The following is a 20,424-nucleotide window of genomic DNA, read 5'->3' as shown; positions in this document are numbered from 1 at the left end:
ATGGAGATAAAATACTAAATAATGGATTTAGTTATCTGACTGACACAAGCAGAACGTCCGCAATTTGCAGACGTTCTGTGAGGGAGAGAGAAAATTATGCTGCGGTGGGTTCAGGCAATCTGAATGAAGAGACCAGCAGCGCCAGTTGTTCAGCCTCCTCTTTCAGGACCTGGGTTCGCGCAGCGGCATCATCAATCAGCGACGCGTTCTGCTGAACCGTACTGTCCATTTCGGTTACCGCCAGCGTGACCTCAGAGACACCTTTACGCTGTTCTTCACCCGCCACGCGAATTTCACCCATCAATTGTCTGACCTGGCGCACGTTGCCGACCAACTCACCAAGACGATCCCCGGCATTATGGATCTGCTGACTGCTGCTGTCTACGTGTGAAACCGACTCATCGATTAACGCCTTGATTTCCTGCGCGGCGGTGGCGCTGCGCTGTGCCAGCGTACGCACTTCAGAGGCGACGACGGCAAATCCGCGACCGGCATCACCCGCTCGTGCGGCTTCCACCGCCGCATTCAGCGCGAGAATGTTGGTCTGAAACGCGATGCTGTCGATAACGGCGACAATTTCCACCATCCTGCCGGACGACGCGCTGACGTTATCCATCGTGGAAATCACGCCCTGCATGACATCGCCACAGCGGTTAGCCGTTTGCGCCGTGTTTTCGGAAAGCTCATCGGCTAACTGTGTATTCCCGGTATTTTGATGAACGGTCGCATTTAATTGCTCCATCGCCGACGCGCTTTCCTCCAGCGCGGCAGCCTGCTGCGTTACGCGGGAGGATAACTCCATATTACTGTCAGCCAGACTGACGGCGTTATTCGCAACCACCACGCTACTGCTGCGAACGGTAATCAGGATCGCGGATATTTTGTCCACAAAGAGGTTAAAGGCCTGAGCAATATCGGAAATCTCATCTTTACCCCGGACGTCCAGGCGGCGAGTCAGGTCGCCTTCGCCCTGGGCGATATCATCCAGCGCGCGACGCGTATCGTCCAGACGAGAGATAAGACGGCGCACCACCAGCCAGGAGCCCACCAGCAGAATGGCCATGATCGGAATCAGCACTTCCAGTACATCCTTCATCATCACTTTTGCCAGTCCGACAACGCGTTCTTCAGGCGTCACCAGCCCAACGATCCACCCGGTATCCGCCATCGGGAAAAGCATCACCCGGGAAGGCCCGTCCAGTATGCCGTCGTGTGCAAGGGGAATGGTGGCGACATCGGCCGAGGCATTCAGCGTTTTCAGCGACCCGGCTACCGGGGCGAGCCAGTCAGAGGCTTTGACCAGGTCAGTAAACGTTTTAAACTGCGCGTGATCGGCCTGCGGGAAATAGAGGATTTGCCCCTGTTTATCCACCACAAAGGCATAACCGCCCGTGCTGTTCCCCTGCTGTTGCATAAAGGTGGCGACGTTATCCAGCCGGATATCGGTTGTGGCGACGCCGGCAAATTTCCCTGCCAGTTGATAAGGAATGCTACAGGTCACCATGTTAACCCCGGAAATCGTATCCTGGTAAACATCAGACCAGACGCAACTGTTCTGTGAGTGCCCTTTCGCCTGGAGATACCAGCTTTCGTTATGATAACCGCTTCCTCCGGCAACGTTGTAGTCGTCGGAAAAGATCAATTTCCCTTCTGCATCACGCGCCCAGAAGAAACTGCGTCGTTCAATGCCGGGCGTAAAGGCATCCGGCTCCGGCCAGATGCCGCCGCCGGTAATGATGGAATCATTCTGTTCGCCAATAAGATGCGGAACGACATGCTGGTATAGCGATTCGTCGTTTGGCAGCACTTCGGCAAGGCGCGACAGGCTTACCGTTTCACCTTCAATACGCGATAAAACAGTACCTAACTGGCGAGTCAGTCCTTGCCCTGTCTCCTCTATCAGGGCGGAGTTGATCTCAACAACGCGCGGCTGACCGCGCCAGAGCATAATGGCAACAATAACCAGCGTGGTCACTGCAAGCAGCGCAATCCCCCCAATCGTCAGACGGGTGGAAATGCGTGATGGATACCAGACCATACAAACCCCTTATGTAAACGACTCTCTTTTATTCAGTATCGGCACACAAATTTATATCTTTATGCGGTTTTATGGTTCGTTAAGGAATATTAATGCGCCCTTAAATGTGACGTTGTCACTAATAGCAAAATCCTGCACTTTCACCTGATTTAAATAGCGTGATAAGTTTATTTTGAATATTATTTTTAATGCGTTGTTTTAATCACTTACGCGCCAGGCCTTGTGTTCTCCTGGTTGTGCCGCACTTCATAAGTCAGGGGTTTTACGCTTCGCCTGCCTTCATACGTTGCTACAAACCTGTCTGTTATAAAAGAATAATTAATATCGCGTTGTATTTTAATGCGTAAAATGAACAGATTACTTGCCTGCTGAATATTTATTAAATCTAAAAAAATAATACACCGTTCTTTCCGCCGATAAATAATGTGTCTCGCGCTTTTATATTTCTCTGCTATCCACGTTGGCGTTTGCCATTTTTGACCCTGCAATTTCTGGCATCACAATGTGATCCCTGCGACGGATTCGACACATTCATGCCCTCTCTGACGATCGCTGCACCAAAAGTGAACTAATCTGCACAAATGTTGATCATTCGTTAATTAAATATCACCTTAATTTAACAAAAAAGACGGCGATGCCGTGGTTTCCAGGTTGGCATGCGTCCTGCATTGTTAATTCAGTAACAGCGGAACGCTCTCTGACAGCTCACTAACAGCGAGACGGTAATGACATCAAAACCTGAGTTATTTGCCCGAATTGAGAAGAGTTTTAGCCAGCATACGCCCAGCGAAAAGCGCGTTGCAGGCTGGCTGTTAGCGCACGCGGCGCAGATACCGTTTGAAACGGCAGACGGTATCGCCAGAGCGACAGGCACCAGCGGCATCACGGTTGGACGTTATTTACGGAAGCTTGGTTTTCGTAATCTTGAGGATGCCAAGGCCAGCCTGCGGGAACTGCCATCCGTGCCCTATCAGCCCTGGGGGATGAATGAACGCCTTGACTCCTGGCAACAGCAACAGCGACTGCCCGACAGAGCGCGTCAGTCGCTGTCGCTGGAAATTGATGCCATCACCCACGTCTATCAGCTGGCGCAAAGTGAAACGTTCTTGCGAATCGCTCAGCAACTGGCGCATGCGGAGGCCGTGTATGTTCTGGGGATTCAGTCCACGCGCGGCATTGCTAACGCCTTTTTCAGCCATCTGGAATACCTGCGGCCCAAAGTCAGTTATTCCGAAGGGCTATCCGGGAGCTGGGTCGAGTCGCTGAATTCCGGGTTCGCACGGCCATATGTGGTGATCACGGATACCCGCGCCTATTCCGCCGCTGCCCGTCAGTATTGTCGCGTTGCCAGCGAGCGGCGCATTCCGCTGGCGTTAATCACTGATGTCTGGTGTCCGTGGGCCAGAGACTACGCCATCGACTTATTGCAGGTAAAAACCGACACCGGGCACTTCTGGGATTCGCTCGCCCCCGTGAGCTGCCTGTTCAACTTATTGCTGTCAGGCGTGGTGGATCAACTGGGCGATACGCTTGCTGAACGGCTGCGAACCAATCGCCAGCTGCAACAAGAGTTTGGTCAATTCGAACAATAAACAGGAAACGTGCTATGTCAGAAACCCCTGAACTGGTCGATCTGTCAGTGATTTTCCCCTCACTGCATATCGATCTCAAATACGCCACCGCCGATAACCTCACCGGCGCGCCCATTTACCGGGAGGCCCGTTGCCTGTTGCATACGGATGCCGTCACCGCGCTGGCGAAAAGTATCAGCATTGCGCAGCTGGCAGGGCTGTCTCTGGTGGTATATGACGCCTATCGTCCGCAGCAGGCGCAGTCGGTTCTGTGGCATGTCTGTCCCAATCCGCAATACGTGGTGGATGTGGCCATCGGTTCAAACCATAGCCGTGGTACGGCAATTGACGTCACTCTGATGGATGAGCATGGCAACGTGCTTGATATGGGGGCCGGTTTTGATGAAATGCACGATCGCTCGCACTCGTATCACCCTTCTGTTCCACCCGCAGCGCAACGTAATCGATTGTTATTGAACGCCATTATGTTTGGCGGTGGTTTCGTCGGCATCAGCAGTGAATGGTGGCATTTCGAATTGCCGGACGCGGCCAGCTACCCCTTGCTCGACGACTGCATTGCCTGTTTCCCGGCATCACGCACAACAACACAACCCTCCCTGTAAATGATGGAGCACGGTCATGAAGACAACACACGCTTTAACTTCGCTGTTTCGTCCCGCCCTGATTGCCGTGGCACTGGCTGTTGCCCTGCCCGCCGCTCAGGCGGCTGTACCCAAAGATATGCTGGTGATTGGTAAAGCGGCCGATCCGCAAACGCTTGATCCTGCCGTCACTATTGATAACAACGACTGGACAGTGACTTACCCGTCTTATCAACGCCTTGTGCAGTACAAAACCGAGGGAGGTAAAGGTTCCACGGAGGTTGAAGGCGATCTGGCGAGCGACTGGAAGGCCTCAGACGATCAGAAAGAGTGGACGTTTACCCTTAATAAAGATGCCCGATTCGCTGATGGCTCGCCCGTTACGGCAGATGCGGTGCAACAATCTTTTGCGCGTCTGCTGAAAATTGGGCAAGGCCCGGCAGAAGCCTTTCCAAAAGATTTGAAAGTCGAAGCCGTCGATGACTATACGGTGAAATTTACGCTGAGCCAGCCGTTTGCGCCCTTCCTGTACACGCTGGCGAATGACGGCGCCTCCATTATTAACCCGACGGTTCTGAAAGAACATGCCGCAGATGATGCGCGCGGTTTTCTGGCGCAGAACACCGCAGGTTCCGGCCCGTTTATGCTGAAAAGCTGGCAGAAAGGACAGCAGCTGATTCTGGTGCCGAATCCGCATTATGCGGGAGCCAAACCTGCCTTTAAGCGCGTGTCGGTAAAAATCATTGGTGAGAGTGCTTCCCGCCGCCTGCAATTGTCGCGGGGAGACATCGACATTGCCGATGCTCTCCCGGTAGACCAGCTCAACGCGTTAAAACAGGAAGGGAAAGTCAACGTGGCGGATTACCCTTCGCTGCGCGTGACTTATCTCTATCTGAACAACAGTAAAGCGCCGCTGAATCAGGTGGATTTGCGCCGGGCCATTTCATGGTCAACGGACTATCAGGGCATGGTGACGGGTATCCTCAGCGGTAACGGCAAGCAGATGCGCGGCCCGATTCCTGAAGGTATGTGGGGCTATGACGCAAAGGCAATGCAGTACAGTTTTGATGAAGCGAAAGCCAAAGCCGCCTGGGAGCAAGTCGCGACCAAGCCCGATGGCCTGAGCTTCCTCTACTCTGATAACGATCCAAACTGGGAGCCGATTGCGCTTTCCACGCAGGCCAGTCTCAGCAAGCTGGGTATTAAGGTGAAGCTGGAAAAACTGGCGAATGCCACCATGCGCGACCGGATCGGCAAAGGTGATTACGACATTGCCATCGGCAACTGGAGCCCGGACTTCGCCGACCCGTACATGTTCATGAACTACTGGTTTGAGTCTGATAAGAAAGGTCTGCCGGGTAATCGTTCGTTTTATGAAAACGCCGGGGTCGATAAACTTCTGCGCAGCGCGCTGACCACCACCGATCAGGCGGCCAGAACGAAGGATTACCAGCAGGCGCAAACCATCGTGATTGATGAGGCCGCCTACGTCTATCTCTTCCAGAAAAACTACCAGTTGGCGATGAACAAAGAGGTCAAAGGCTTTGTCTTCAACCCCATGCTGGAACAGGTCTTTAACATTGGCGCCATGAGTAAATAAGCCACGTTGATGCGGGGCCGTTATGGCTCCGCAAGGGGAAGCCTATGACGTTCTGGAGCATTTTACGCCAGCGATGCTGGGGACTAATTCTGGTGGTCGCCGGTGTTTGCGTAATTACGTTTATTATTTCTCACCTGATTCCTGGCGACCCTGCGCGACTGCTGGCCGGCGATCGCGCCAGCGATGAGATTGTCGAAAACATTCGCCAGCAGCTGGGGCTGGATCAGCCGCTGTATGTGCAATTTTTTCGCTATGTCAGCGACGTTTTTCACGGTGATCTGGGCACGTCTATACGCACTGGCCGCCCGGTAATGGAAGAGTTGCGCGTGTTTTTCCCCGCCACGCTTGAACTGGCCTTCTGTTCCCTGCTGCTGGCGTTGGTGATCGGGATTCCGCTGGGGATTTTATCCGCCGTCTGGCGAAACCGCTGGCTGGACCATCTGGTGCGGCTGATGGCGATAACCGGCATTTCCACCCCGGCGTTCTGGCTGGGGCTGGGCGTTATTGTTCTGTTTTACGGGCATCTGCAAATTCTGCCCGGCGGCGGAAGGCTTGATGACTGGCTGGACCCGCCCGCCCACGTCACCGGGTTCTACCTGATTGACGCGCTGCTGGAGGGGAATGGCGAGGTCTTTTTCAACGCGTTACAACACCTTATTTTACCGGCGCTGACTCTGGCGTTTGTCCACCTGGGAATTGTCGCCCGTCAGATTCGTTCCGCCATGCTGGAGCAACTCAGCGAGGACTACATTCGCACCGCGCGTGCCAGCGGTCTGCCTGGCTGGTACATCGTGCTCTGCTATGCCTTGCCTAACGCCCTGATTCCGTCGATTACCGTTCTGGGGCTGGCGCTGGGCGATTTGCTGTATGGCGCCGTGCTTACCGAGACGGTCTTTGCCTGGCCGGGAATGGGGGCGTGGGTGGTCACCTCTATTCAGGCGCTGGATTTTCCGGCGGTGATGGGATTCGCCGTAGTGGTCTCTTTGGCTTATGTGCTGGTAAACCTGGTCGTCGATTTACTCTATTTGTGGATCGATCCCCGAATCGGTCGCGGAGGTGCTGAATGATGTTAACGCAAGAGACGCCCGCCCCGTCGCAGACCGCCCGCCGCCGGATCGACTGGGCAAAACTCTTCTGGCTGATGAAAAGCAGCCCGCTGACGCTGACCGGCGGCGTGATTATCATCCTGATGTTGCTACTGATGGTGCTGTCGCCCTGGATAACGCCTTACGATCCCAATGCCATCGATTTGACCGCGCGCCTGCTTGCGCCCTCTGCGACGCACTGGTTCGGCACTGACGAAGTGGGACGCGATCTGTTCAGCCGCGTACTGGTCGGCAGCCAGCAATCCATTGTCGCCGGGCTGGTCGTCGTAGGGATTGCCGGTGGAATCGGCTCCTTGCTTGGCTGTCTTTCCGGCGTCATGGGCGGGCGCGCCGACGCCATTATTATGCGTCTGATGGATATTATGCTGTCGATTCCTTCGCTGGTGCTGACGATGGCGCTGGCCGCCGCGCTGGGGCCAAGCCTGTTTAACGCCATGATGGCGATCGCCATTGTCCGTATTCCTTTTTATGTGCGCCTGGCGCGGGGGCAAACGCTGGTCGTGCGCCAGTTTACCTATGTACAGGCTGCCCGAACGTATGGCGCTTCTCGCTGGCACCTTATCAGCTGGCATATCTTACGTAATTCGCTGCCGCCGCTTATCGTGCAGGCGTCGCTGGATATTGGCAGCGCGATCCTGATGGCCGCCACGCTGGGCTTTATTGGCCTTGGCGCACAACAGCCTACCGCTGAATGGGGCGCAATGGTGGCTATTGGTCGTAACTATGTCCTCGACCAGTGGTGGTATTGCGCCTTTCCTGGGGCGGCGATCCTGATTACCGCCGTCGGGTTTAACCTGTTTGGCGATGGTATTCGCGATCTGCTTGACCCTAAAGCCGGAGGAAAACAGTCATGACCCAACCCGTGCTGGAAATTGAGGATTTACACCTGAGCTTTCCGGGTTACAAAGCCGATGTTCACGCCCTTAACCACGTATCGTTACGCATCGACCGGGGCGAAATCGTCGGCGTGGTCGGCGAGTCCGGGTCAGGTAAATCCGTCACCGCCATGCTGGCAATGCGGCTGCTGCCGGAAGGCAGCTATCACATTCATCAGGGCCGCGTATCGCTGCTGGGCGAGGATGTGCTGAATGCCAGCGAAAAGCAGATGCGTAAATGGCGCGGCGCGCGCGTGTCGATGATCTTCCAGGAGCCAATGACGGCGCTGAATCCCACCCGGCGCATTGGGCAACAAATGGTGGAAGTCATTCGCCATCATCAGGCGGTGAGTCGCCAGGCGGCGCGGGAGAAAGCCATTGCCCTGCTGGAAGAGATGCAAATTCCCGATGCGGCGCAGGTTATGGCGCGATTTCCGTTTGAGCTTTCCGGCGGGATGCGCCAGCGGGTGATGATCGCGCTGGCATTCTCTTGCGAGCCGGAGCTGATTATTGCTGACGAACCCACTACCGCGCTGGACGTCACGGTGCAGCTACAGGTTCTGCGTTTGCTGAAATTAAAAGCGCGAGCCAGCGGTACTGCGGTGCTGTTTATCAGTCATGATATGGCGGTGGTATCGCAGTTGTGCGATCGGCTGTATGTCATGTACGCCGGAAGCGTGATTGAGAGCGGCCCCACGCAGACGGTTATTCGCCGCCCCACGCATCCCTATTCCATTGGTTTGTTGAAATGCTCGCCGGAACACGGCGAACCTCGCGCGCCGTTGCCCGCGATTCCAGGGACGGTGCCTAACCTGACCTGCCTGCCAACCGGATGCGCCTTCCGCGAACGCTGTTTTGCCGCCGGGACGCTGTGCGAGGCTGTCCCGGAGTTGGAGAATCATGGCGAACCTGAACAACAATCCGCCTGCTGGTATCCACAACAGGAGATGACGCATGTCTGACATATTGCTCTCGTTACGGGATGTCCATATCACCTTCCCCGCCCGTAAAAACTGGTTGGGCCGGGTGACGGAACGCGTACATGCCCTGAACGGTATGGATTTGCAGATTCGCCAGGGAGAAACGCTTGGCATCGTGGGGGAATCCGGCTGCGGGAAAAGTACGCTGGCGCAACTGCTGATGGGAATGTTAAAACCCAGCCACGGCGAGTGCTCGCGGCCTGGCGTTGCGCGCACCGGTGCCAACAGCGGGATGCAGATGGTCTTTCAGGACCCGCTCTCTTCGCTGGACCCCCGATTACCCGTCTGGCGGATTATCACCGAGCCCGTCTGGCTCCAGAAGCATAACAGCGAACGCGAGCGGCGGACGCTGGCGGAGGAACTGGCCTTACAGGTTGGCATCCGGCCTGAGTACCTTGACAGGCTTCCCCATGCGTTTTCCGGCGGACAACGCCAGCGCATCGCCATTGCCCGCGCCTTATCGTCAGAGCCGGACGTTATCGTGCTTGATGAACCGACTTCCGCGCTGGATATCTCCGTGCAGGCGCAGATCCTGAATCTGCTGGTTGCGCTACAGACGCGCCGTAAACTGACGTATGTGCTGATTTCACACAACGTGTCGGTTGTGCGATACATGAGCGATCGGGTGGCGGTGATGTATCTCGGGCAAATTGTTGAACTGGGCGACGCGCAGCAGGTGTTGACCACACCTGCGCATCCCTATACCCGGCTGTTGCTGGATTCCGTGCCGAAAACGGGTGCGCCGCTGGCAGAAGATCTGGTGCTGCGCAAAACGGAATTACCGGGGAACCGCCACCTGCCGCAAGGGTGTTATTTTCGCGATCGCTGTCCGCTGGCAACCCGTGGCTGTGAAAAACCGCAGGCATTATTGACGCGGGGATCGGAGAGCGACGTTCGCTGCTGGCGAGCGGTGGAGTAAGAGCCAGACAATCGCCCGGTGGCGCTGTCGCTTACCGGGCCTACAGAGTGTTTTGTGGAGCCGACCCGACGCTCAATCACCGGGCCGTCGAGATTGATGCCGTTATGACGTCAACTGATAATCCAGCGTGATTTCTGCTTTCAGCACCTGCGAAACCGGGCACCCGGCTTTCGCTTTCTGAATAATGCCGTCAAAGGTGGACGCATCAATGCCAGGTACGGCAACTTCACTGTGCAACGCAATTTTCGTGATCGCAAAACCCGCGTCGACTTTATCCAGCGAGACATCGGCTGTCGTGTCGATTGACGATGGGGTAAAACCCGCCTCGCCCAGCATCAGCGAAAGCGCCATTGAGAAACAGGCCGCGTGGGCCGTGCCGATCAACTCTTCCGGGTTGGTCCCTTTTACGCCTTCAAAGCGTGTATTAAAGCCATAGGGTTGTTGATTCAACACGCCGCTTTCGGTCGATACCGTACCTTTTCCACCTTTAATATCGCCTTCCCAGTGTGCCTGACCTTTCTTATGGATTGTCATTCTTGCTCTCCTGTTGGCTCAAAACAGAAAGTATAGACCAACTCTGTTACACGCGTTCGGTCGCCTTCCGGGGAAAACCTGCTATGCTGTACCAGCAACCTAAGGGGTTACGTTTCTTTCGCAATTGCGAATTTGTCCTTAAAACTAGCAACAGGATTGAGGAGTTAAAATGAAATCGAACCGTCAGGCTCGTCATATTCTTGGACTGGACCATAAAATTTCCAACCAACGCAAGCTCGTGACCGAAGGCGACAAAGTCAGCGTGGTCAACAACCCTACTGGCAGAAAACGTCACGCTGACAGCCAAAAGTAAGCGCCCTGTTCTGATATGACGATAAACACCATTGCAACCGCAATGGTGTTTTTGCTTACAAAAGCCTGGATTCATTCACAATGCTTTATACTCTTTGCCCGACGCCCTGGTGAAAACCTAAGTACGCCCATAAAACAGCACCAGGAACGGATATTCGAAAAAGAGTGAGTGACATGGAAACCAAAATCAAGAAACAGCGTTCCCTTTATATTCCTTACGCTGGCCCTGTGCTGCTGGAATTTCCTCTCCTGAATAAAGGAAGCGCTTTCAGTATAGAAGAACGCCGTAACTTCAACCTGCTGGGGTTACTGCCGGAAGTGGTCGAATCGATTGAAGAACAGGCGGAGCGCGCCTGGATCCAGTATCAGGGATTCAAAACGGAAATCGATAAACATATCTATCTGCGCAACATTCAGGATACCAACGAAACCCTGTTCTACCGACTGGTGCAAAACCATCTCGATGAGATGATGCCGGTTATCTATACCCCAACGGTGGGCGCCGCCTGTGAGCGCTTCTCTGAGATCTACCGTCGCGCGCGCGGCGTGTTCATCTCTTATCAGAACCGCCACAACATGGACGATATCCTGCAAAACGTGCCTAACCACAATATCAAAGTGATTGTGGTGACGGACGGGGAACGCATCCTCGGTCTTGGCGACCAGGGCATTGGCGGAATGGGGATTCCAATCGGTAAACTGTCGCTGTACACCGCCTGTGGCGGCATCAGCCCGGCCTATACCCTGCCGGTGGTACTGGACGTCGGCACCAACAATCAGCAGTTGCTGAACGATCCGCTCTATATGGGCTGGCGTAACCCGCGCATCACCGATGACGAATACTATGAATTCGTCGATGAGTTTATTCAGGCGGTGAAACAGCGCTGGCCGGACGTCTTGCTGCAATTCGAAGATTTCGCGCAGAAAAACGCGATGCCGCTGCTTAATCGCTATCGCGATGAAATCTGCTCTTTCAACGATGATATTCAGGGAACGGCAGCCGTGACCGTCGGTACTCTGATTGCCGCCAGCCGTGCGGCGGGCAGCCAGTTGAGCGAGCAGAAAATCGTCTTCCTTGGCGCGGGTTCTGCCGGTTGCGGGATTGCTGAACAGATCATCGCGCAAACCCAACGCGAAGGACTCAGCGAAGAAGCCGCTCGCCAGAAAGTGTTTATGGTGGATCGCTTTGGTCTGTTGACTGATCAGATGCCTAACCTGCTCTCATTCCAGACGAAGCTGGTGCAAAAACGCGAGAACCTGCAACACTGGGACAGCGAAAGTGAAGTGCTCTCCCTGCTTGATGTCGTGCGCAACGTGAAGCCGGACATTCTGATTGGCGTGTCGGGGCAAACCGGGCTCTTTACTGAAGAGATCATTCGCGAGATGCACAAGCACTGCCCACGTCCGATCGTGATGCCGCTGTCTAACCCGACGTCCCGCGTTGAAGCCACGCCTCAGGACATCATCGCCTGGACCGAAGGTAATGCGCTGGTCGCGACCGGCAGTCCTTTCGCGCCGGTGGCCTGGAAAGATAAAATTTACCCTATTGCGCAATGTAATAATGCCTACATCTTCCCGGGGATCGGCCTGGGCGTGATTGCGTCCGGCGCGTCGCGTATTACCGACGAAATGCTGATGTCGGCAAGCGAAACGCTGGCGAAATACTCTCCGCTGGTGCTCAACGGCGAAGGTCTGGTATTGCCGGAGCTGAAAGATATTCAGACCGTGTCGCGAGCGATTGCCTTTGCCGTGGGTAAAATGGCGCAGCAACAGGGCGTGGCGGTAAAAACGTCCGCAGAAGCGCTACAGCAAGCCATCGACGAGAATTTCTGGCAAGCGGAATACCGCGATTACCGCCGTACCTCTATCTGAGTGTTTGCCCGGTGGCGCTACGCTTACCGGGCCTGCGTTTTATACGGTTGTCGGCCGGATAAGCGCAGCGCCATCCGGCATTCTGTTGGCAAAAAAAAAGCGCTACAGACGTAGCGCTTTTGTCTTTTGAAAGCGGGTTATTGTAATCCCTCTTTGCTTTCCTTTTTCGCTTCGACCTTCTCGACGTCGCGATACCAGCGCGGGTGGTGTTTCTTCGCCCAGCGACGACTCACCTTACCTTCGATCATCCCTTTAATCGATCCTTTCACCCAGAATGCCATATACATATGGATGAGGATGGCGTGCATCAGGATGATGCCTGCCGCCGCATGGATCAGCAGGCTGTAACGCACGACCTGCATCGGGAAGAACTGCGCAAAGTACGGACGCCAGATAATCACGCCCGTCACCAGCAGCACGAAAATCATGCTCATGATCGACCAGAACATCATTTTCTGCCCGGCATTGTACTTACCGACATCGGCGACTTTGTGTTCATTGCCCTTCAGAACCTCCACAATATTTTTCAGCCACGGAAGATCTTTCTTGTCCGGGATGTTGTGGTGTACAAAGCGCACAAACATGAACATCAGTGCGACAAAAATCGCTACGCCGAAAAACGGGTGCAAAATACGCCCCATCTGCGGCGTCCCGAAGGTTTGCGTCAGCCATTGCAGCGTCGGGAAGAAAAACGCAATTCCCGACAGCGACACCAGGAAGAAGCAAATCACCACCGTCCAGTGACAGGCGCGATCGATAAATTTCGTGCGCACAATCATTTTCGACTTACTCATGATGGTCCTCCTCTTCATCGTCCACTTCCTTGTTCGGGCCAATACCAATGTAGTGATAGATAAGCCCGGCGAAGGTGGCGATAAACCCGGCGGCAGCCAGAGGTTTCAGCGCCCCTTTCCACAAGTTGATAGAGGTATCAATCTGTGGATCTTTCGGTAAGCCGTGATACAGCTCCGGCTGGTTCGCGTGATGCAGAACGTACATGACGTGCGTACCGCCCACACCTTGTGGGTTGTAAACACCGGCATGTTCGAAACCGCGCGCTTTGAGTTTCTCCACGCGCTGCTCCCCCATCTCCAGCATCTCTTTCTTGGTGCCGAAATGGATTGCCCCGGTCGGGCAAGTTTTCACGCAAGCCGGTTCCTGACCGATACTGACGCGATCCACACACAGCGTACATTTATAGACGCGGTTGTCCTCTTTATTGAGGCGCGGAACATTAAATGGACACCCGGCGATGCAGTAGCCACAGCCAATACAATGTTCGGACTGGAAATCAACAATCCCGTTAGCGTACTGGATGATCGCGCCGGCAGACGGGCATGCTTTCAGGCAGCCCGGATCTTCACAGTGCATACAGCCGTCTTTACGAATCAGCCATTCCAGCTTGCCGTTCTGTTCAGTTTCGCTAAAACGCATTACCGTCCAGGATTTCGCGCTGAGATCGGCCGGGTTGTCATACACCCCGACGCAATGACCTACCTCGTCACGAATGTCATTCCACTCGGAACAAGCCACCTGGCAGGCTTTACAGCCTACGCAGGAGGAGACGTCGATCAGTTTTGCGACTTCCGCTTTATAATCACGCGCCTGGGGAGGCGGCGTGATCGGGTTTGTTGCAGACCGTTTGATGATGTCCTGCGTTTCCAAAGACATATGTTCGCCTCCCTTACGCCTTCTCGATGTTAACTAAAAACGCTTTATATTCCGGCGTTTGCGAGTTGGAATCACCGACATTTGGCGTCAGGGTGTTCGCGATATAGCCTTTACGCGCAACCCCTTCAAAGCCCCAGTGCAGCGGAATACCCACGGTTTCAACCTGCTGACCATTGACGTTCAGCGTTTGCAGACGTCGGGTCACCACGGCAACCGCCCGGATAAATCCACGTTTGCTGCTGACTTTCACTGCGTCGCCGTTGGCAATCCCTTTCGAGGCCGCCAGGTTTTCGCTGATTTCCACAAACTGCTCTGGCTGAGCAATCGCATTCAGCAATGCGTGCTTGGTCCAGGTGTGGAAATGTTCGGTCAGACGATAGGTTGTACCGACATACGGGAACTGATCTTTCTTGCCCATACGCCGCGCATCTTCTTCGTACAGACGAACGACCGGGCTGGAGATCACGTTCGGGTGCAGCGGGTTGGTACCCAGCGGCGTTTCCATCGGCTCGTAGTGTTCCGGGAACGGCCCTTCCGCCAGCTTATCGATGGCGAACAGACGTCCCAGCCCTTCCGGCTGCATGATAAACGGCCCGGTTGCGCTACCCGGTGCGGCGGTGTTGAAGTCCGGGATATCGTTCCCCGTCCACTTCGACCCGTTCCACTGGATCAGCATCCGTTTCGGATCCCACGGTTTACCCTGCGGATCTGCCGAGGCGCGGTTATACAGTACGCGGCGGTTCAGCGGCCATGCCCATGCCCAACCCAACGTATTTCCGAGACCTGATGGGTCGGCGTTGTCACGGTTAGCCATCTGGTTGCCCTGCTCGGTCCAGCTGCCGGTATAAATCCAGCAGGAGGACGACGTCGTTCCGTCATCGCGTAACTGGGCAAAACTGCTCAGCAACTGGCCTTTCTTCGCCAGCAGGACGCCGTTGGCGTCATAGAGATCTTCCAGCGCGTAGCCGTTGTTCTCTTTCGCAATCTCTTCAGACTCAGGATGATCCGGCTGTTTGTAGTCCCAGCTCATCTTCAGTAGCGGTTCAACGCCTTTCCCCCCTTCGCTGCGATACATCTCGCGCAGACGGTGGTAAATACCGGCCAGAATTTGGCCGTCGTTGCGGGCTTCGCCCGGCGCATCCTGACCTTTCCAGTGCCACTGCAACCAGCGGCCAGAGTTGGCGATAGAGCCATCTTCTTCGGCAAAACAGGTTGACGGCAGACGGAAGACTTCAGTCTGGATCGACGCCGGATCGACGTCGTTAGACTCGCCGTGGTTCTGCCAGAACGTGGAGGTTTCCGTCACCAGCGGGTCAATGACCACCATGTACTTCAGCTTGCTCAGCGACTGCACCACTTTGTTTTTGTCCGGGAAGGACGCAACCGGGTTAAAGCCCTGACAGATGTAGCCGGTCACTTTACCGCTATCCATCATGTTGAAGTATTTAATGACGTCGTAGGCCTGATCCCACTTCGGCAGCCATTCAAAGCCCCAGTCATTCTCTTTCTGCGCTGCATCGCCGTAGAACGATTTCATCAGACTGACGAAGAACTTCGGATAGTTGCCCCAGTAGTTCACCTGGTCGGCCAGCGTGGCCTTCGGCGTGTTTGCGCTCAGATAGGTTTGCAGATCCGCCTGCTTCTCAGACGGCAGGGTCAGATAACCGCTCAGGCTGGTGGAAAGCAGACCTAAATCCGTTAACCCCTGGATGTTAGAGTGGCCGCGTAAGGCGTTGACGCCGCCGCCTGCCATCCCCATGTTGCCGAGCAGCAACTGGATCATCGCCATCGTACGGATGTTCTGCGCACCAACGGTATGTTGCGTCCAGCCCAGCGCGTACAGGAAGGTAGTGGTACGATCGGCGGCGCTGGTGGAGGCCAGCACTTCACACACTTTCAGGAAATCGGCTTTTGGCGTACCGCAGATGTTTTCGACAACATCTGGCGTATAGCGGGAAACGTGTTGTTTCAGCAGATTCCATACGCAGCGCGGATGGCTCAGCGTCTCATCACGTTTTGCATAGCCGTTTTCGTCGAACTGATAGTTCCAGGATGACTTGTCATACTGGCGTTTTTTGGCGTCGTAGCCGCTAAACAGACCATCATCGAAAGCAAAATCGTCCCGCACCAGCAGGCTGGCGTTGGTGTAATGCTTAACGTATTCGGCATTGATTTTATTGTTTTCAATCAGATACAGCAGTACGCCGGACAGGAAGGTAATGTCTGTACCGGAACGAATAGGCGCGTAAATATCCGCGACCGAGGCTGTACGTGTAAAACGTGGATCGACGACAATCAGCGTGGCGTCGTTGTTGTTTTTCGCTTCTATCGCCCAGCGGAATCCCACCGGATGTGCTTCAGCGGCGTTACCGCCCATCACCATAACGACGTTGGCGTTTTTGATATCAACCCAGTGGTTGGTCATCGCACCGCGACCAAATGTTGGAGCAAGACTTGCTACCGTTGGTCCGTGTCAGACGCGTGCCTGGTTGTCTACTGCCAGCATGCCGAGGGAACGCGCGAACTTCTGCGTCAACATGCCTGTTTCGTTACTGGCGGCGGAGGCGCAAAGCATCCCCGTGGAAAGCCAGCGGTTTACCGTTACGCCCTGTTCGTTCTTTTCAATAAAGTTGGCGTCACGGTCGGCTTTCATCAGCTTTGCGATGCGGGTGAACGCGTCATCCCAGCTAATGCGTTGCCATTTATCTGAACCGGGCGCGCGATACTCCGGGTAACGCAAGCGGTTTTCACTGTGTACATAGTCCAGCAAACCTGCGCCCTTCGGACACAATGCGCCACGGCTGACCGGATGATCCGGGTCCCCTTCGATGTGATAAATTGCTTCTTTTGCGTTTTTTGCTCCATCGCCCAGGCTATACATTAATAGCCCGCAACCTACGGAACAGTATGTGCAGGTGTTTCGGATCTCTTTAGCGCGTAACAGCTTATAATTTCGCGCTTGAGCCAGTGCCATTTTGGGTGCAAAACCCAGAGCAGCGACTGTTGTTCCCGCCATACCGCCCGCGCAGATTTTAAAAAATTGTCTGCGGCTGACGTCCATTGCTTTCCTCTTTTTTCCAGGGATGTAACTTCGCGAGGAAACTAACAGCAATATCCATAACTTTTTTGCGTCAAATCAATAACGAATCGGTTCCGCTACTAAATAGTTCTTTTTGTCGAGTTTATATACCACCAAAGGAGTATCAGAAAGACAATGAATTAGCGCGGGAAGGTGTAAAAGTGCTATAAATTTCAGCGATATTTTTTGACCAGGAATGGGGATAAACGGAGAGAATGACGACACAAAAAGCAACGTTAATTGGACTTATTGCCATCGTACTCTGGAGCACGATGGTCGGGCTTATTCGTGGGGTAAGTGAAGGACTTGGGCCTGTTGGCGGCGCCGCCGCTATTTATTCGCTAAGCGGATTATTGCTCATCTTTACCGTTGGGTTCCCCAATATTCGTCGTTTTCCTGTTCGTTATTTAATCGCTGGCAGCGTACTGTTTGTCAGTTATGAAATATGTCTGGCGCTCTCGCTGGGATATGCAGCAACGCGTCACCAGGCGATTGAAGTCGGCATGGTCAACTATTTATGGCCCAGCCTGACGATTCTTTTTGCTATTTTGTTCAATGGACAAAAAACAACCTGGCTGGTTGTTCCTGGATTAATTGTCGCGTTAACCGGCGTCTGTTGGGTTTTAGGCGGTGAACATGGACTCCATGCTGATGAAATTATCAGCAATATTGCAACCAGCCCATTAAGCTATTTTCTCGCTTTTCTCGGCGCGTTTATCTGGGCAACCTACTGTACCGTCACTAACAAATATGCCAGAGGGTTTAATGGCATTACGATATTTGTCCTCCTCACTGCTGCAAGTTTATGGGTACATTATTTTCTGACGCCGCAGCCGGAGATGATTTTTAGCACGCCTGTCGTTATCAAACTGTTTTCTGCTGCCCTGACGTTAGGATTTGCTTATGCAGCATGGAACGTGGGTATTTTGCATGGCAACGTCACGATTATGGCTGTGGGGTCCTATTTTACACCGGTACTGTCATCTGCGCTGGCCGCTGTCCTGTTAAGCGCGCCGCTGTCATTTTCATTCTGGCAAGGTGCGGTTATGGTGTGTGCGGGTTCCCTGCTTTGTTGGTTAGCGACGCGTCGCGCCTGAAGTCAGTGGTCGGGGCGGATTATCTTTCGAGTTCTGTGGCTGCCCCGACTCTCTTCCTGCTGTATTAATTTCGGTTAAATGAATATTGCGATCGGCGTTATTTCTTCGAAAATTCTTATTTGCTTTTTTTCTGGCTTCTTGCCATATAGTTATTTAAATGAAAATTTGTTGTTGCTGATGAATGGCGAACGGAGTGTATAATACTTCATCACTTGTTTTGTTTTTGTTAAAATTATGATGTTCAATTGATAAAATAAAGCATTTTATGTTCATTTGTAACTGTATTTTCGTATATAGTCAGCACGCGTGACTAGAGACAATAAAACCATCACCCGCAAAACAATTCCTTTTGAAAATATATTATCTCAGGATATACCCATCTAAAATTAATACCATGAGATCTATTATGTAGATCTGGATCACACAACTTCAAATAATTTGTAATCTTATGAAACTTATTATTGAATTAGTACCACGACGTCTATTAAAAATAGTCTGCCATTGACAAGCGGCCTCGTTTAGAAATGGTTTAGGAAACACGCTAAGAAAATTATAAGGATTAATTAAAATGAAACTTAAATTAGTTGCAGTGGCAGTGACTACCCTGTTGGCAGCAGGTGCGGTAAACGCAGCTGAGGTATATAACAAAGACGGCAACAAACTGGACCTGTACGGTAAAGTTCACGCTCAGCATTACTTCTCTGATGATACCGGTAGTGATGGTGATAAAACTTATGCGCGTCTGGGCTTCAAAGGTGAAACTCAGATTAACGACCAACTGACCGGTTTCGGCCAGTGGGAATATGAATTTAAAGGCAACCGTTCTGAAAACCAGGGTTCTGACAAAGACAAAACTCGTCTGGCATTTGCAGGCCTGAAATTCGCTGAATTTGGTTCCTTCGATTACGGTCGTAACTACGGTGTTGCATATGACATCGGCGCATGGACCGACGTTCTGCCTGAGTTCGGTGGCGATACCTGGACCCAGACTGACGTGTTCATGACTGGCCGTACTACCGGCGTTGCAACTTACCGTAATACTGACTTCTTCGGTCTGGTTGAAGGTCTGAACTTTGCTGCTCAGTACCAGGGCAAAAACGACCGTGACGGTGTTCAAGAAGCTAATGGTGATGGTTTCGGTCTGTCTGCAACTTATGAATACGAAGGCTTCGGTGTAGGTGCTACCTATGCGAAATCTGACCGTACTGACAAACAAGTCAATGCAGCAAGCAATTTTAACGCTAACGGTAAAAATGCAGAAGTATGGGCAGCAGGTCTGAAATATGATGCAAACGACATCTATTTGGCTGCAACTTACTCTGAAACGCTGAACATGACCACTTTCGGTGACGATCATATTGCTAACAAGACTCAGAACTTTGAAGCTGTTGCTCAGTACCAGTTCGACTTCGGTCTGCGTCCGTCCATCGCTTACCTGAAATCCAAAGGTAAAGACATCGGTAGCTGGGGCGACCAGGATCTGGTTGAATACATTGATTTAGGTGCGACCTACTACTTCAATAAAAACATGTCTACCTTCGTTGATTACAAAATCAACCTGCTGGACGATACCAACTTCACTAAAGATGCTCGTGTGAGCACTGACAACGTGGTTGCTGTTGGTCTGAACTACCAGTTCTAAGTCTGTTGTAGCGTAATTCTAAGCCAGTCCATAGCGGGCTGGCTTTTTATCTTGTTTTGTATGCCTCGGTCATAAGGAGTATGCCGTGCAAACGTTCACAGGACGTTGCCTCTGTGGGCAGAGTCATTTTACCGTTGACGTTGAAATGCTCGATGTTTATGCCTGTCACTGCACGCTGTGTCAAAAATGGTCTGGTGGTATTGCGATGTACCTGGAAGCCTGCGGTCGTCCGCTTATGGCTCCCCATTCACCAGAGCCCTCTCACTTCTCTTCTTCTTCGCGTGGCGAACGCTACTTCTGTTCAGGTTGTGGGTGTCCGCTGTGGTTCCGGCTGACGGAAAGCGACCGCTATTTTATGCCCTGGACGCTGTTGGAATTAACCGAAGATGAACGGCGTCGTCTGATCCTGGCAGCCGAAATCTATACCGAAACGCAACCTGCGTTCTGGCGGTTGACGGGGCAATACGCTCGCCTGAGCGGTAAAGAGATCGAAGCGATGGATTACCCCTGTCAATTAGCACATTAG

General features: G+C 53.2%; 17 protein-coding genes. 12 read left to right on the top strand and 5 right to left on the bottom strand.

Annotation, left to right across the window (positions count from 1 at the left end; all coding sequences use genetic code 11):
- Window positions 1–94: 94 nt before the first annotated feature.
- Window positions 95–2,038 (bottom strand): methyl-accepting chemotaxis protein, encoded by a 1,944-nt coding sequence (locus tag OGX80_RS21835; protein ID WP_012132402.1) that lies wholly within the window; start codon window positions 2,036–2,038, stop codon window positions 95–97.
- Between the two features lie 725 nt (window positions 2,039–2,763).
- Here OGX80_RS21835 and OGX80_RS21830 point away from each other — a divergent pair.
- Genes OGX80_RS21830 through OGX80_RS21800 form a run of 7 tightly spaced genes read left to right on the top strand, consistent with a single transcriptional unit; the run spans window position 2,764 to window position 9,691 of the window.
- Window positions 2,764–3,630: a MurR/RpiR family transcriptional regulator gene (locus OGX80_RS21830; protein WP_012132399.1), complete on the top strand. Its 867-nt coding sequence runs from the start codon at window positions 2,764–2,766 to the stop codon at window positions 3,628–3,630.
- Window positions 3,631–3,644: 14 nt separating this feature from the next.
- Window positions 3,645–4,232 (top strand): D-alanyl-D-alanine dipeptidase, encoded by a 588-nt coding sequence (gene ddpX / locus OGX80_RS21825; RefSeq protein ID WP_115181640.1) that lies wholly within the window; start codon window positions 3,645–3,647, stop codon window positions 4,230–4,232.
- 16 nt (window positions 4,233–4,248) lie between these two features.
- Window positions 4,249–5,811, top strand: coding sequence for an ABC transporter substrate-binding protein (locus tag OGX80_RS21820; RefSeq protein ID WP_286471432.1), 1,563 nt, complete (start codon window positions 4,249–4,251; stop codon window positions 5,809–5,811).
- A gap of 44 nt (window positions 5,812–5,855) precedes the next feature.
- Window positions 5,856–6,878: an ABC transporter permease gene (locus OGX80_RS21815; protein WP_012132396.1), complete on the top strand. Its 1,023-nt coding sequence runs from the start codon at window positions 5,856–5,858 to the stop codon at window positions 6,876–6,878.
- Window positions 6,875–7,771: a D,D-dipeptide ABC transporter permease gene (gene ddpC / locus OGX80_RS21810; protein WP_115181639.1), complete on the top strand. Its 897-nt coding sequence runs from the start codon at window positions 6,875–6,877 to the stop codon at window positions 7,769–7,771. The genes OGX80_RS21815 and ddpC overlap by 4 nt, the downstream gene beginning before the upstream one ends.
- A complete protein-coding gene (locus OGX80_RS21805; RefSeq protein ID WP_115181638.1) occupies window positions 7,768–8,754 on the top strand; it encodes an ABC transporter ATP-binding protein in 987 nt (328 codons plus the stop codon). Before ddpC ends, OGX80_RS21805 begins: the two co-directional genes overlap by 4 nt.
- Window positions 8,747–9,691, top strand: coding sequence for an oligopeptide/dipeptide ABC transporter ATP-binding protein (locus OGX80_RS21800; protein ID WP_047463662.1), 945 nt, complete (start codon window positions 8,747–8,749; stop codon window positions 9,689–9,691). The genes OGX80_RS21805 and OGX80_RS21800 overlap by 8 nt, the downstream gene beginning before the upstream one ends.
- Window positions 9,692–9,793: 102 nt before the next feature.
- Here the strand turns inward: OGX80_RS21800 and osmC are convergent, their stop codons facing one another.
- Window positions 9,794–10,225 (bottom strand): peroxiredoxin OsmC, encoded by a 432-nt coding sequence (osmC, locus tag OGX80_RS21795; RefSeq protein WP_115181637.1) that lies wholly within the window; start codon window positions 10,223–10,225, stop codon window positions 9,794–9,796.
- A gap of 169 nt (window positions 10,226–10,394) precedes the next feature.
- Between osmC and sra the strand changes: the two genes are divergently transcribed.
- Together sra and maeA are read left to right on the top strand one after the other, a co-directional pair.
- Complete coding sequence (gene sra / locus OGX80_RS21790) at window positions 10,395–10,538, top strand: stationary-phase-induced ribosome-associated protein (protein WP_024130331.1); 144 nt, start codon at window positions 10,395–10,397, stop codon at window positions 10,536–10,538.
- 173 nt (window positions 10,539–10,711) lie between these two features.
- Window positions 10,712–12,409, top strand: coding sequence for a malate dehydrogenase (gene maeA, locus OGX80_RS21785; protein WP_012132390.1), 1,698 nt, complete (start codon window positions 10,712–10,714; stop codon window positions 12,407–12,409).
- A 137-nt stretch (window positions 12,410–12,546) separates the two neighbouring features.
- Here maeA and fdnI read toward each other — a convergent pair whose 3' ends face one another.
- From fdnI to fdnG, 3 genes are read right to left on the bottom strand one after another with little or no spacing between them, the layout of a single operon-like run.
- The gene (gene fdnI, locus OGX80_RS21780; RefSeq protein WP_012132388.1) at window positions 12,547–13,203 is read right to left on the bottom strand and encodes a formate dehydrogenase-N subunit gamma; all 657 of its coding nucleotides are present in this window, start codon (window positions 13,201–13,203) and stop codon (window positions 12,547–12,549) included.
- Window positions 13,196–14,080, bottom strand: coding sequence for a formate dehydrogenase subunit beta (fdxH, locus tag OGX80_RS21775; protein ID WP_012132387.1), 885 nt, complete (start codon window positions 14,078–14,080; stop codon window positions 13,196–13,198). Before fdxH ends, fdnI begins: the two co-directional genes overlap by 8 nt.
- A 13-nt stretch (window positions 14,081–14,093) precedes the next feature.
- Window positions 14,094–17,141 (bottom strand): formate dehydrogenase-N subunit alpha, encoded by a 3,048-nt coding sequence (fdnG, locus tag OGX80_RS21770; RefSeq protein ID WP_077956900.1) that lies wholly within the window; start codon window positions 17,139–17,141, stop codon window positions 14,094–14,096.
- A gap of 233 nt (window positions 17,142–17,374) precedes the next feature.
- Between fdnG and yddG the strand changes: the two genes are divergently transcribed.
- From yddG to OGX80_RS21755, 3 genes are all read left to right on the top strand, one after another.
- Window positions 17,375–18,256, top strand: a complete 882-nt coding sequence (yddG, locus tag OGX80_RS21765; RefSeq protein WP_012132385.1) for an aromatic amino acid efflux DMT transporter YddG — start codon at window positions 17,375–17,377, stop codon at window positions 18,254–18,256.
- 568 nt (window positions 18,257–18,824) lie between these two features.
- A complete protein-coding gene (gene ompD, locus OGX80_RS21760; RefSeq protein ID WP_012132382.1) occupies window positions 18,825–19,898 on the top strand; it encodes a porin OmpD in 1,074 nt (357 codons plus the stop codon).
- 85 nt (window positions 19,899–19,983) lie between these two features.
- Complete coding sequence (locus OGX80_RS21755) at window positions 19,984–20,424, top strand: GFA family protein (RefSeq protein ID WP_047463656.1); 441 nt, start codon at window positions 19,984–19,986, stop codon at window positions 20,422–20,424.

Source organism: Citrobacter sp. CK194 (assembly GCF_030333395.1).
GTDB lineage: Bacteria > Pseudomonadota > Gammaproteobacteria > Enterobacterales > Enterobacteriaceae > Citrobacter_B > Citrobacter_B koseri.
The sequence above is the reverse complement of the archived record's forward strand: the minus strand, read 5'-3'. Positions and strand labels throughout refer to the sequence as shown.